This window comes from Ancalomicrobiaceae bacterium S20 (assembly GCA_040269895.1).
GTDB lineage: Bacteria > Pseudomonadota > Alphaproteobacteria > Rhizobiales > Ancalomicrobiaceae > Methyloraptor > Methyloraptor flagellatus.
On record CP158568.1, the window covers coordinates 4,361,316 to 4,374,963 of the forward strand.

The following is a 13,648-nucleotide window of genomic DNA, read 5'->3' on the forward strand; positions in this document are numbered from 1 at the left end:
CTATATGATGGGAGCGCGGTCAGCGTGCTGCAAGGAAGCGGCGCGCGCCGGCCCGGCAGGACGACCGCCGGAAGCCTTCCGCAGCAACCGAGAGCGAGCCTTACCCATGACTACCATGTCCGACCCCGCGTCCGGCGAGCGATCCGCCGGCCCCAGCGCTCCGGTCGTCGAGGGAGCCGCGCCGGCGCGGCCGCGTTTCGAGGATCTGCCGCCGGCGGCCCAGCGCGCGCTGATGGAGGCCGAGGAACGGCGCAAGGCGGCGCAGGCTATCGCGCAGAATCTCTCTTTGCCGCGCGAGGTCAACGGCCGTGGCGGCGCCGAGCCGGTGCGCTATGGCGACTGGGAAGTGAAGGGGATCGCGAGCGACTTCTGACGTCGGCACGACTCATGTCCGGAGCGTCGCGCGTCCCCGCTCAGGCGGTGCCCGGATCAGGCGATCCGTCGGTTCGCGACGCCGTCTTCGGCCCCGGCCGTGTCCGTCAGCATGGCCTCGATGCGGTCGGGGGCGACCGGACGGCTGAACAGATAGCCCTGCATCTCGTCGCAGGCGTGGTTGGCGAGGAAGGCGGCCTGTTCCTCGGTCTCGACGCCTTCCGCCACGACGCTCAGCTTCAGCGCCTTAGCCATGCCGATCACGGCCTGCGAGATCGCGGCATCCTCGCTGTCGCCCGGCAGGTCGCGGACGAAGGAGCGGTCGATCTTGATCGTGTCGACCGGCAGCTTCTTCAAGAGCGACATCGACGAATAGCCGGTGCCGAAGTCGTCGATGGCGATCCGGATGCCGCGGCTGCGAATATCTTCGAGCAGATGGCTCGCGTGATAGACGTCGCGCATCATCGTGCTCTCGGTGATCTCGATCTGCAGCAGATCGGGCCGCATGCCGCTCAGGGTGAGTGCGGCGTCGATATCGGTGCTGAGGCCGCCGTCGGAGAACTGGCGCGGCGACAGGTTCACCGCCATCGAGATCGGCGGCAGGCCGCGTGCCCGCCAGGCGGCGGCCTGCTGACAGGCCTCGTTGAGGACCCAGCGGCCGATCGGGACGATCAGGCCGGTCTCCTCCGCCACGGCGATGAACTGGTCCGGCGGAACCTCGCCCCGCTCCGGACACGACCAGCGCAGCAGGGCCTCGACGCCGGTGATCCGGCGCGTCGCGACATTGACCTTCGGCTGATAGAGCAGGCGGAACTGGTCGAGCCGCAGCGCGTGGCGGAGCTGGGATTCCATGATCAGCCGCTCGACCGACATCGGCTTGGCGCGCGCCGAGAAGAAGCGGAAGCCGTTCTTGCCTTCCTCCTTGGCGCGGTACATGGCGACGTCGGCGTTCTTGGTCAGCGTCGCCTCGTCCTCGCCGTCGGACGGGTAGAGCGCGATGCCGATGCTCGCGGTGGTTCGGCATTCGACGCCGCAGAGCAGCAGCGGCTCGCTGACCGCGCGCAGGATCTCACGCGCCGCGGCGCCGACCGAACCGGCGTCCTCGGCATTCTTCAGCACGACCACGAATTCGTCGCCGCCAAGCCGCGCGACCACGTCGGTCGGCTCCAGGCATCGGCCGAGGCGGCCGGCGATCTCGACCAGCAGCTCGTCGCCCGCGACATGGCCCAGGGAGTCGTTGATCACCTTGAAGCGGTCGATGTCGATGAACAGCACGGCGAAGCGGTTGGCGGCGCGGCGGGCGACGCGGATCGCCTCGTGCAGCAGCACGTTGAAGTTCGCCCGGTTCGGCAGGCCGGTCAGGCCGTCGTGGGTGGCGAGATACTTCACCCGTTCGTCGGCGCGGGCCTTCTCCTCGGCGCGCTGGAAGTTCTCCAGGGCGAAGGAAACGTTGTTGGCGAGCCGGTGCAGCAGTTCGACCAGATCGGGCGTGAAGGCATTCACTTCGCTCGACAGGAACACCAGCACGCCGACCGCCCGACCGTTGCTGATCAGAGGCAGCGAAGCGCCGGACCGGTTGCCTTCGCGCCGGGCCCGCTCGTGAAAGGCCGTGCCGCGCGCGTCGGCGAGATAGTCGTTGATCACACAGGGCTGCATGGTCCGGAAGGCGCGGCCGCTCATGCCGAGACCTTCCGGGCAGGCATCGGTCACCGCGATACGCACGGTCTTCTGCAGGTGCGCCTTCGGTCCGGCCCAGGCGACCACGCGCATGTAGGTCTCGCCGGGTTCGGCGAGCGCGATGATGGTGGAGGCGAACTTGCCGCCATGGACGGCCGCGCGGCAGACGCGCCGGAACAGGTCGTCGCGGGTGCGGGCGCGGATGATCGCCTCGTTGGTGGCGCTCAGCGCCGCGAACATGCGCGTCAGCCGTTCGCGCTGGGCCTCCGCCCGCCGGCGTTCCTCGCCGCGCTCGAAGTTGTCCAGTGCGAAGACGATGTTCTCGGCGAGCCGCTGCAGCAGCTCCACGAAGTCGGGGGTGAAGTTCTCCGATTGGCTCGACGAGAAGGCGAGCACGCCGATCACCTCGCCGCCGCGCAGCAGCGGCACGGCAGCGGCCGACGAGCCATAGGGCGCCAGGGCGACCGCATCGGTGCTCAGCACGGGGCGGCGGTCGCGGTAGGCCGCGGCGATGATCGCGGTGGCGCCGTCCGTCGCGGTGATTTCGATGTCAACGGGTTCGGCCCGGCGCAGCGAGGCGCCGGCCATGGCGACGATGGTTAGACGACCGGCGTCCGGGGCCGCCAGGGCGATGACCATGGAGGCGAACTTGCCGCCGCGGCGGCGGCGCTGACGAGGCGAAACAGCTCCTCGCGGGACCGTGCGCGCATGATCGCGGCATTGGTCGCGCCGAGCGTCGCCAGCATGCGGGCGACTTGGTCCAGCCGCTGCGCCGCCGCGTGGCCGGTATCGGGATCGCCGCGTCGCGGCCGAACATTCGATCTCGTCACCGAACAAAGCCGTTTCACATGGGTCCGACCGGTGTTCGATCGGAACAAGACATTTCTGCACTATGCCCGACAGACCTAAATTCGCGGTTACTGGCAAAAGCGTGCGGCCTCAACTCCTTGTCAGTAACTGGAATTTTTGTTCAACCCGAGAACGTCGCGGCAGTCTTCAGGCCGAGCTCCGACAATCGCTGTTCCAGAGCCGCGATGAACACGCGCGTCTTCGGCAGCACCTGCCGGGCCGTCGGGTAGACCGCCCAGATCGCCAGGGCGCTCGGTGCGGCATCGTCGAGCCGGATCGGGATCAGCCGGCCGGCGGCGATGTCCTCGGCGATGTTCCACTCGGCCAGGATCGCCAGGCCGAGGCCGGCGAGGCAGGTCTCATAGATCGCGTCGATCGTGTTCGACGCGAAGCGACCGGCGACGCCGATGCGCGTTTCCCGCCCCTCGCGCAGGAAGCTCCATTGCGTCGTCTCCGACAGGGGCAGGCAGTCGTGGTCGCGCAGATCGGCGAGGCGGGTCGGCGCCCCACGCCGTGCGAGATAGGCGGGGGCCGCGACCAGCAGCCGCGGGCTCGGCGCCAGCCGGCGGGCGACGAGGCCGTTTTCGGCCAGCGGCGCGATGCGGATCGCGAGGTCGAGGCCGCTTCCGACAATGTCGGACGGCAGATCGCTCAGCTGCAGGTCGATGGCGAGTTCGGGATTGGCGGCGAGCAGTGGGCCGATCAGCGGCAGGACGATCCGGCGGCCGAACATTACCGAGGTCGACACGCGCAGGCGACCGGCGGCGCCGGTGCTGGCCGAGCGCAGCAGCGCCCGTCCCGTGGCCGCGCTGTCGAGCATGGTTTCGGCGAAGGGCAGGAAGGCTTCGCCCTCCGGCGTCGGCGACGAGGCGCGGGTGGTCCGATGCAGCAGGCGTACGCCGAGCTCGCGCTCCAGGGCCACCAGCCGGCGCGAGGTCAGCATCGGCGAGATGCCGAGCCGGCGTGCGGCACCGGAGAGGCTGCCGGTCGCGGCCGCCTCGACGAAGACGGCGACGGCATCGATGTCCATCGTGGTGATCTCGCCTTATCCATTTTTGATAGACCGGCTGGTCGTTTCCCCTCGATACTGCGAAAATGGATAAGCTGCTACATGGGCGGCACGGAATTTCCGCCCCGTCTCTTTCCCGTCCGACGCGGGGGTGCCTGTTCCGGGTCTCGTCAGACCCGAGCGCGGTGCTGCGCCGGACCTTCAACGGAGCGATCGCCGGACCCCGCCGCACGGCGGCCGGTTCGGCGGGTCGCGCTCCGGGAGCCGTGCCATGTCTCAGCACACCGCATCCGATCCCGCCGCCACATCCGTCCTGGGGCGTGGTCTCATCCTTCTGATGGCGACCGCCACCGGCGTCGCGGTCGCCAACATCTATTACAACCAGCCGATGCTCGGCGTGATCGAGGCGGATCTGCCGCCATCGCCGCTCGCCGGGTTCATCCCGACCGCGACCCAGCTCGGCTATGCTGCCGGGCTGTTCCTGGTGGTGCCGCTCGGCGACATCGTCGAGCGGCGGCGGTTGATCACGATCCAGTTCGCGCTGCTCGCGCTGGCGCTGGCCGCCGCGGCGCTGGCGCCGAACGCGCTGGCGCTCGCCGCCGCTTCGGTGCTGATCGGCATGGGATCGTCGGTCGCGCAGCAGATCGTCCCCTTCGCGGCGGCGCTGAGCGCGCCCGGCCGGCAAGGGCGGACGATCGGCACGGTCATGGCCGGTCTGTTGTGCGGCATCCTGTTCAGCCGGACGCTGGCGGGCTTCGTCGCCACCCATGCCGGATGGCGCGCGATGTTCGGGCTCGGCGTGCCGCTGGCGCTCGCCGCGGCGGCGGTGATGCGCGCGACGCTGCCGCGCTCCGTGCCGACCGCGACGATCGGCTACGGCGCCGCACTCGTGTCGCTCGGCCGGCTGTGGCGGCACCATCCGGCGCTCCGGCGGGCGACCTACACGCAGGCCGCGTTGTTCGGCGCTTTCTCGGCGTTCTGGACCGTGCTCGCGTTCCATCTCGCCGAGCCGCACTTCGGCCTCGGGGCCGACTTCGCCGGCCTGTTCGGCCTGATCGGCGCGGCCGGCGTCTTCGCGGCGCCGCTCGCCGGCACGCTCGCCGACCGTCGCGGCCCGCGTGCGGTCATCGCGGCGGGGGCTGCGACCGTGCTCGTGTCCTGGCTGGTGTTCGTCGGCTGGAACAGCCTCGCCGGACTGGTCGTCGGTGTGCTGTTGCTCGATTTCGGCGCCCAGAGTGCGCTGATCTCGCACCAACACCTCGTCTATGCGCTCGAGCCGGCGGCGCGCTCGCGGCTCAACACCGTATTCATGACCGGCATGTTCCTCGGCGGTGCGCTCGGCTCGGCCGGCGCGACGGCGGCCTGGATGCAGGGTGGCTGGACGGCGGTCGGCCTGTTCGGCGTGGCGCTCGGCGCGATGGCGCTGGGGGTCACGGCGCTTGCCCGCACCCGGCGCGGACATCCTCAGACGAAGACGGCGGCGCATTGAGCGCCGCCGAGGGCTGACCGTCGACCGTCACAGCGGCGCGACGGTCGAGCCTTCGATCAGGCCGCGGCAGGCGGAGACCTCCGCGGCCATGACATCGAAAGCCCCGGACCCGCGCCGCGTGGCGCAGGTCCGGGTGGGTCAGCAGCCAGAGATCGGTCGCGAAAGCCTCGACCAGCGGGCCGAGACGGCGCAGGCCCGGGCGCGAATCACCGACGAAGCAGGGCAGGTGGCCGACGCCGACGCCGGCCTCGATCGCCTCGGCGAGGCCGAGCACCGTGTCGATGCGATAGGCGATCCGCTCCGGCGCGACGTGGTCGCGCACATGGCGCACCGCCGCCAGGCCGGCGAGACTTTCGCCGAGCGACACCCAATCCCGCTCATAGAGGCTCGCCGCGTCGACCGGTTCGGGGCGTGGAAACGCGCTCTCGGCGCCATAGAGCGCCCAGCCGATCCGCGCCAGGCGTCGGCCGATCAGCGTCTCCGGCGGCGCATCGGTCGCCCGGATCGCGACGTCGGAGTCGCGCTTGGACAGGTTCAGAGCGCGGTTGCCGATCACGATGTCGAGCCGGACCTTCGGGTACTGGCGCCGGAAGCGGGCGAGCATCGGCGTCAGCAGATGGATCAGCAGCGAGTCGTTGGTGGTGACGCGCAATTCGCCGCTCGGCTCGGGCTCGCGCCCGGACAGGCGGCGGGTCAACGAGGTGATTTCGCCGTCGAGCCGCTCGGCGACCGCGACGATCTCCTCGCCGGCCGGCGTCGGCACGTAGCCGGTGCGCAGCCGCTCGAACAACCGGACACCCAGGCCCGCCTCGATCTGATTCAGCCGGCGGAACACGGTCGAGTGGTCGATGCCGAGCGCGGCGGCGGCCGCGGGCAGCGACCGCGTCTCGGCGATCACGGCCACGACGCGGAAATCATCCCAGTTCAGCGTGCGTTGGGGGATGGCCATGGTCGTCTCGATCTTTCCTCTGCGCAATGATTATTGGATCAGTGCGAAGGTACGATTGCAAGCATGCAATCGAAATGAGGTGCACCAGAGCGAGGGACGTCCTATCTGTCTGGTCATCGGAACGCCCGGCCACGAACTCGGGCAGGAGTGACCCAAGATGACCAAGGGTATCCATCATGTCACCGCGATCGCCGGACCGGCGGCTCGCAATCTCGATTTCTACACCCGCGTCCTCGGACAGCGTCTGGTGAAGAAGACCGTCAACTTCGACGATCCGGGTACTTACCACTTCTATTTCGGCGACGAGATCGGCCATCCCGGCACGATCCTGACCTTCTTCCCCTGGGCCAATGTCGCGGCCGGCCGGCTCGGCGTCGGTGAGACGTCGGAGACGGCCTACCGGGTGCCGGCGGCCTCGATCGGCTGGTGGACGCAGCGCTTCATCGAGAAGGGCGTGCCGCACGAGGCGCCGGAGAAGCGTTTCGGCCAGACCGTGCTGCCGTTCCGCGATCCGGACGGCATGCGGCTCGCGCTGGTCGGCGTGCCGGGCATCGAGGCCGAAGCGGCCTGGACGACCGGCGACGTGCCGGCCGAGCATGCGCTGCGCGGCTTCTTTGGCGTGACGCTGCTGCTCGACAAGACCGAGGCGACCGGCGCGATCCTGACTGACGTGCTCGGCTTCAGCGAGACCGGCCGGGAGGGCAACCTGACCCGCTACGGCACGGAGGCCGGCGCCGGTGGCGTTGTCGATCTGCGCGCGGCCGGCGGCTTCCTGCCGGCGCGGCCGGGCGCGGGCTCGGTGCATCACGTCGCCTTCCGGGCGGCGAACGATGCCGAGCAGGCGGCGATGGTCGAGAAGCTTGTCGCCAACCACAATGTCCGCGTCACGCCGCAGGCCGATCGCAACTACTTCCGTTCGGTCTACTTCCGTGAGCCCGGCGGCGTGCTGTTCGAGATCGCCACCGACGAGCCGGGCTTCGCGGTCGACGAGCCGGTCGAGAGCCTCGGCACCGCGCTGAAGCTGCCGGCCCAGTACGAGCGCCACCGCGCGCGGATCGAGGCGGTGTTGCCGGATCTGACGCCGGCCGAGGCGACCGCCTGACGATCGGCTGACGATCGATCCTGAACATCCCGATATCGGCCGGCCGCGGCGACGCGGCCGGCCATCGGCTCCCGTGCCGCTGCTTCGAGTGGCGCCGTCACGGGATCGAGGAGGTTTCCATGGACACGCTCTCCCATATCCATCGTTTCGTGCCGGGCGCCGATCCGGCCGCCACGCCGCTCCTGCTCCTGCATGGCACCGGCGGCGACGAGAACGATCTCCTGCCGCTCGGCCGGGCGCTGTCGCCCGGCGCGGCGCTGGTCTCGCCGCGCGGCCGCGTGCTCGAACACGGCATGCCGCGCTTCTTCCGCCGGATCGCGGAAGGCATTTTCGACGAGGATGACGTGCGTCGGCGGGCCGGCGAGCTGGCCGGGTTCGTCGCCGGAGCGCGGGCCGCTTACGGGCTCGGCGCGCCGATCGCGGTCGGCTACTCGAATGGCGCCAATATCGCCGCGGCGGTGCTGCTGACCCATCCGGGCGTGCTCGCCGGGGCGGTGCTGATCCGCCCGATGCAGCCGCTTGGCTCGACCGAGCCGGTGCGGCTCGACGGCACGCCGATCCTGATGCTGTCGGGCGCGCGCGATCCGATCGTGACCGCGGATGACGTCGGCGGGCTCGCCGAGCGGTTCCGGGCCGCGGGCGCTGCGGTCGACCACCGCACATTGCCGACCGGCCATCCGCTGACCCAGGCCGATGTCGATATCGCCCGGGCCTGGATCGCGGAAGCGGCGAAGGCCATCGACCCGGTCCGCTGACGCGGGTCGGATGACGGGTGCGAAAAAAAGCGGGCGGCGCCTCCGGGGGAGAGGCGCCGCCCGCGCGTCCTTGTCGGAGCGGATCGGGTGGGGGCGCCCGATCCGCTGGTTCCGGCTCAGACGTCGAAGCGGTCCGCGTTCATGACCTTGGTCCAGGCCGCGACGAAGGCGTCGACGAATTTCGCCTCCGCGTCCGCCTGGGCATAGACCTCGGCGAGGGCACGCAGCTGCGAGTTGGCGCCGAACACGAGATCGACGCGGGTCGCCGTCCACTTCACCGCGCCCGACTTGCGATCACGGCCCTCGAACTCGGTCTCCTCGGCCGAGGTCGACTTCCAAACCGTGCCCATGTCGAGCAGGTTGACGAAGAAGTCGTTGGTGAGCTGACCCGGGCGGGTGGTGAACACGCCATGGGCCGTGCCGCCATGGTTGGCGCCGAGCACGCGCAGGCCACCGACGAGGGCCGTCATCTCCGGCGCGGTCAGCGTCAGCAGCTGGGCGCGGTCGACCAGCAGTTCCTCCGGCGAGATCGTGAAGGCGGCCTTCTGGTAGTTGCGGAAGCCGTCGGCGACGGGCTCCAGCACCGCGAAGGACTCCACATCCGTCTCGTCCTGCGAGGCGTCGGCGCGGCCGGGCGTGAACGGCACGGTGACCGCATGGCCCGCAGCCTTGGCGGCCTGTTCGACCGCGGCCGAGCCGGCGAGCACGATCAGGTCGGCGAGCGAGACCTGCTTGCCGCCGGTCGCGTTGGCATCGAAGGTCGCCTTGATGCCTTCCAGCACCGAGAGGACCTTCTGCAGCTCGGCCGGTTCGTTGACCGCCCAGTCCTTCTGCGGCGCGAGCCGGATGCGCGCGCCGTTGGCGCCGCCGCGCTTGTCGGAGCCGCGGAAGGTCGAGGCCGAGGCCCAGGCGGTCTTCACCAGTTCGGCCGTCGTCAGGCCCGAGGCGAGGATCTCGGCCTTGAGCTTGGCGATGTCGGCGGTGTCGATCAGCGGGTGATCGACGGCCGGGATCGGGTCCTGCCAGATGAGGTCTTCGGCCGGGACCTCCGGGCCGAGATAGCGGACCTTCGGGCCCATGTCGCGGTGGGTCAGCTTGAACCAGGCGCGGGCGAAGGCGTCGGCGAACTGATCCGGGTTCTCGAAGAAGCGGCGCGAGATCTTCTCGTAGGCCGGGTCGAAGCGCAGCGCGAGATCGGTCGTCAGCATCGCCGGGGCGTGCCGCTTCGAGGGATCATGTGCGTCCGGCACGCTGTTGGCGCCGGCGCCGTGCTTCGGCTGCCACTGGTGGCCGCCGGCCGGGCTCTTGGTGAGCTCCCAGTCGTAGCCGAACAGGTTCCAGAAGAAGTTGTTGCTCCACTTGGTCGGGGTCGAGGTCCAGGTCACCTCGAGGCCCGAGGTGATGGTGTCGGCGCCGTGGCCGGTGCCGAAGCTGTTCTTCCAGCCGAGGCCCTGCTCCTCGATCGTGGCGCCTTCCGGCTCGGGGCCGACATGGCTCGCCGCGCTGGCGCCATGGGTCTTGCCGAAGGTGTGGCCGCCGGCGATCAGCGCGACGGTCTCCTCGTCGTTCATCGCCATGCGCGCAAAGGTCTCGCGGATGTCGCGGGCGGCGGCGAGCGGGTCCGGATTGCCGTTCGGACCTTCCGGATTGACGTAGATGAGGCCCATCTGCACGGCGGCGAGCGGGTTCTCCAGGTCACGGTCGCCGGTGTAGCGCTTGTCGCCGAGCCACTCGGTCTCCGAGCCCCAGTAGATGTCCTCTTCGGGCTCGAACACGTCGGCGCGGCCGCCGCCGAAGCCGAAGGTCTTGAAGCCCATCGATTCCAGCGCGCAGTTGCCGGCAAGGATCATCAGGTCGGCCCAGGAGATCGCGTTGCCGTACTTCTGCTTGATCGGCCACAGCAGGCGGCGGGCCTTGTCGAGGTTGGCGTTGTCCGGCCAGCTGTTGAGCGGGGCGAAGCGCTGCGTGCCCGAGGAGGCGCCGCCGCGGCCGTCGCCGGTGCGGTAGGTGCCGGCCGAGTGCCAGGCCATGCGGATGAACAGCGGACCGTAGTGGCCGAAGTCGGCCGGCCACCAGTCCTGGCTGTCGGTCATCAGCGCGACGATGTCGCGCTTGACCGCCGCCAGATCGAGCGTCTTGAACGCCGCGGCATAGTCGAACGTCTCGCCGAGCGGGCTCGTCAGCGCGGTGTTCTGATGGAGGATCCTGAGGTTGAGCTGGTTCGGCCACCAGTCCTTGTTCGACCTCATGCCGACATTGGTGGCCCCGTGGACCACCGGGCACTTGCCGGTGCCCGCCGTGTTGGTTCCGTGCATCGATCTCTCCATTGTCGCGGGTCCGGTCGGGCGGACCCGCATTGTTCGACGCCCTGTTCTGGACGGTGCAATCCGTCGTTCCGGCGCGTCGCATGTCGCGCCACCGCTTCCGCGGCGCTCCGTCCAAGCGGGTTGCTCGAACGGCACCGCCAGGCCTGCGTCCTGCTGTTTCGCCTGTCCCGCCCCTCGCCATCCCGCCACAGGGACGCGAAGCGATCGTGACGCCGAAGCTTCAGCCACGGTCATTGTTCTATCGGAACTGTTCCATTAGATTAAGTTGGATTATCTGATCGGTGTGATAAGACAGACTTATGATCAACCTCACCCTGAAACAGCTCCGCTATTTCGAGGCCTTGACCCGGTCCGGCCATTTCGGCCGCGCTGCCGACGCCTGCGCGATCTCGCAGCCGGCGCTGTCGATGCAGATCAAGGAGCTGGAAGAGGCGCTCGGCACCGCGCTGTTCGAGCGCAATGCCCGGCAGCTCCGCCTGACCGGCTTCGGCGAGGAATTCGCGCGCCGGGTGCGCGACATCCTGCGCGCCGTGGACGAGCTCGGCGATCTCGCGCGGGCCTCGCGCGACCGCTTCGTCGGCCGGCTCAGGCTCGGCGTGATCCCGACGGTCGCGCCCTACCTGCTGCCGACCATCGTCGACAAGCTGACCCGCGCCCATGCCGGCCTCGATCTCCGGCTGCGCGAGACGACGACGCCGAAGCTGATCCATGAGCTGGCCGACGGCCGGCTCGACGCCGCGATCGTCGCGCTGCCGGTCTCCGAGCCTGCCTTCGTCGAGGTCGGTCTGTTCTCGGAGGAGTTCGTGCTGGTGCGGCCGCGTGCGGACGAGAGCCGGCCGGCCCCGAGCCGGGAGATGCTGCGCGAGATGCGGCTCCTGCTGCTCGAGGAAGGGCACTGCTTCCGCGACCAGGCGCTGTCCTTCTGCAATCTGGCGGCGACGCGGCCGCGCGAGTTGCTCGACGGCAGTTCGCTGTCGACGCTCGTCCAGATGGTCGGCGCGGGCATCGGCGTGACGCTGATCCCGGAGATGGCGGTGGCGGTCGAGACGCGATCGGCGGCGGTGTCGATCGCGCGGTTCGAGGCGCCGAAGCCGGCCCGGACCATCGGCATGATCTGGCGCAAGACGAGCCCGCTCTCCGAACAGCTCAACGAGATCGCCGGCATCGTGCGCGCCTCGGCCGCGACGCTCTATGCGCCGACCGCGCCGGAACCGGTGGTCTGACCGGTCCGCCGATCGAATCTCGGCGCGGTCGACAGCGGCGACCCGCGCGTCTATGGGAGTGGGCTTGCGGCACGCGGCGTATCCTGTTCGGTGCGTCCTCATTCCAGGGTCCGGCCCTTGTCCGAGACGGCTCTTCCCAGCTCTGCGGCGGCTCCGCGATCGTTGGCGCGGTTCCGCGAACTCGGCCTTCTCGCGCTCGCCGCCGCGGTCGGCGTTCTCGCGGGCGCGGTGGTGACCGCGATGAGCGGGCTCACACAGAAGTTGCATGCCGTGTTGTTCGGGATCGGCGGCGGCGCGCGGCTCAGCGAGCAGGCAACGCTCGCCGCGCCCTATCTGGCGCTGGTGCCGGTGGTCGGCGGCGCGCTGATCGGGGCGAGCATGCTCGCCGCCCGGCGGTTCGCGACGCGCGTTCCGGTCGACCCGATCGAGGCGAACGCGCTGCATGGCGGTCGGATGTCGATCGGCGAGAGCCTGTTCGTCGCGGCGCAGACGATGATTTCGAGCGGCTTCGGCGCCTCCGTCGGTCTCGAGGCCGGCTACACGCAGGCGAGCGCCGGCTTCGCCTCGCGAATCGCGCTGGCGCTGCGGCTGCGCCGCAACGAGGTACGTACCCTGGTCGGCTGCGCGGCGGCCGGCGCCATCGCGGCCGCGTTCGACGCGCCGCTGACCGGCGCCTTCTACGGCTTCGAACTGATCATCGGCACCTATTCGGTCGCGCTGGTCGCGCCCGTGCTGGCCGCCTCGCTCGCCGCCAGCCTGACGGCGTCGTGGCTCGGCGCGGTCCAGACGCCGATCGAGATCGGCGATGTGCCGATGATGACCGGGACCGATCTGCTGCCGTTCCTGGCGCTCGGTCTGATCGGCGGTCTGGTCGCGGTCGGAATCATGCAGCTCGTCACGCTGGTCGAGCGCCTGATGCGGACCGCCCGGATCCCCGGCCCGGCGCGACCGCTCGTCGGCGGCGCCATCGTCGGCGTGCTCGGCCTGATCACGCCGCAGGTGCTGTCGTCCGGCCATGGCGCGCTGCATCTCGAGCTCGGCGCGACGACCTCTCTCGCCGCGCTCGGGGCGCTGTTCGGGCTGAAGGCGCTCGCCTCGGCGGTATCGCTCGGATCGGGCTTTCGCGGCGGATTGTTCTTCGCCTCGCTGTTTCTCGGCGCCCTGCTCGGCAAGATCTTCGCCGGCCTGCTCACGGTGACGGCGATCGCGCCGGAGGTGGTGCCGCTGGTCGCGGCGGTGGTCGGCATGGCGTCGGTGGCGGTCGGCATCGTCGGCGGGCCGATGACCATGTCGTTCCTTGTGCTCGAGACCACCGGCGATCTCGCGATCACCGGCGCGGTGCTCGCGGCGTCTGTCATGTCGGCGGTCGTCGTGCGCGAGACCTTCGGCTATTCGTTCTCGACCTGGCGCCTGCATCTGCGTGGCGAGACGATCCGCAGCGCGACTGACGTCGGCTGGATGCGCAGCCTGACCGTCGCGAAGCTCCTGCGCCGCGACGTGAAGACCTTCCCAGCCGACGGCACGCTGCAGGCGTTCCGGCTTGCCTATCCGCTCGGCTCGGCACAGCGGGCGATCGCCGTCGACGCGGACGGGCGCTATGCCGGCATGATCGTCGTCGCCGACGCCTATGCGCCGGAAAGCGAGCGCAAGGAGCCCGGCGAGACGGTCCGCCCGCTCGCCCGTCACGAGGACTGCATGCTGCTGCCGTGGATGAATGTCGCGGAAGCCGCCAAGCTGTTCGAGGCCGCGAAGGCGGAAGAACTCGCAGTGGTCGACGGCATGGCCAGCCGCAAGGTGCTCGGCCTCGTCACCGAACAGCACCTGCTCCGCCGCTATGCCGAGGAACTCGACAAGGCGCGCCGGGATCTCGCGGGCGAGCGGTAGCGCGGGGCGTAT

10 protein-coding genes are annotated in these 13,648 nt (G+C 70.0%); 6 read left to right on the forward strand and 4 right to left on the reverse strand.

The window, feature by feature from the left end:
• The first annotated feature begins 106 nt into the window (after positions 1-106).
• Complete coding sequence (locus ABS361_19695) at positions 107-373, forward strand: DUF1674 domain-containing protein (protein ID XBY44233.1); 267 nt, start codon at positions 107-109, stop codon at positions 371-373.
• A 56-nt stretch (positions 374-429) separates the two neighbouring features.
• Here ABS361_19695 and ABS361_19700 read toward each other — a convergent pair whose 3' ends face one another.
• Entirely contained in the window at positions 430-2,688 is a 2,259-nt protein-coding gene (locus tag ABS361_19700) for an EAL domain-containing protein (protein ID XBY44234.1), read from the reverse strand.
• A 331-nt stretch (positions 2,689-3,019) separates the two neighbouring features.
• Positions 3,020-3,928, reverse strand: a complete 909-nt coding sequence (locus tag ABS361_19705) for a LysR family transcriptional regulator (protein ID XBY44235.1) — start codon at positions 3,926-3,928, stop codon at positions 3,020-3,022.
• A 250-nt stretch (positions 3,929-4,178) separates the two neighbouring features.
• Between ABS361_19705 and ABS361_19710 the strand changes: the two genes are divergently transcribed.
• Positions 4,179-5,396: an MFS transporter gene (locus tag ABS361_19710; protein XBY44236.1), complete on the forward strand. Its 1,218-nt coding sequence runs from the start codon at positions 4,179-4,181 to the stop codon at positions 5,394-5,396.
• Here ABS361_19710 and ABS361_19715 read toward each other — a convergent pair.
• Positions 5,338-6,345: a LysR family transcriptional regulator gene (locus ABS361_19715; protein XBY44237.1), complete on the reverse strand. Its 1,008-nt coding sequence runs from the start codon at positions 6,343-6,345 to the stop codon at positions 5,338-5,340. The two genes, ABS361_19710 and ABS361_19715, sit on opposite strands and share 59 nt — an antisense overlap.
• Positions 6,346-6,502: 157 nt before the next feature.
• Between ABS361_19715 and ABS361_19720 the strand changes: the two genes are divergently transcribed.
• Together ABS361_19720 and ABS361_19725 are read left to right on the forward strand one after the other, a co-directional pair.
• Entirely contained in the window at positions 6,503-7,447 is a 945-nt protein-coding gene (locus ABS361_19720; GenBank protein ID XBY44238.1) for a ring-cleaving dioxygenase, read from the forward strand.
• A 119-nt stretch (positions 7,448-7,566) separates the two neighbouring features.
• Positions 7,567-8,202, forward strand: a complete 636-nt coding sequence (locus tag ABS361_19725; protein XBY44239.1) for an alpha/beta hydrolase — start codon at positions 7,567-7,569, stop codon at positions 8,200-8,202.
• Between the two features lie 116 nt (positions 8,203-8,318).
• Here ABS361_19725 and katG read toward each other — a convergent pair whose 3' ends face one another.
• Complete coding sequence (gene katG / locus ABS361_19730; GenBank protein XBY44240.1) at positions 8,319-10,517, reverse strand: catalase/peroxidase HPI; 2,199 nt, start codon at positions 10,515-10,517, stop codon at positions 8,319-8,321.
• A gap of 311 nt (positions 10,518-10,828) precedes the next feature.
• Here katG and ABS361_19735 point away from each other — a divergent pair, with 311 nt between their 5' ends.
• Entirely contained in the window at positions 10,829-11,752 is a 924-nt protein-coding gene (locus ABS361_19735; GenBank protein XBY44241.1) for a LysR substrate-binding domain-containing protein, read from the forward strand.
• A gap of 162 nt (positions 11,753-11,914) precedes the next feature.
• The gene (locus ABS361_19740; GenBank protein ID XBY44242.1) at positions 11,915-13,636 is read left to right on the forward strand and encodes a chloride channel protein; all 1,722 of its coding nucleotides are present in this window, start codon (positions 11,915-11,917) and stop codon (positions 13,634-13,636) included.
• Positions 13,637-13,648 lie beyond the last annotated feature (12 nt).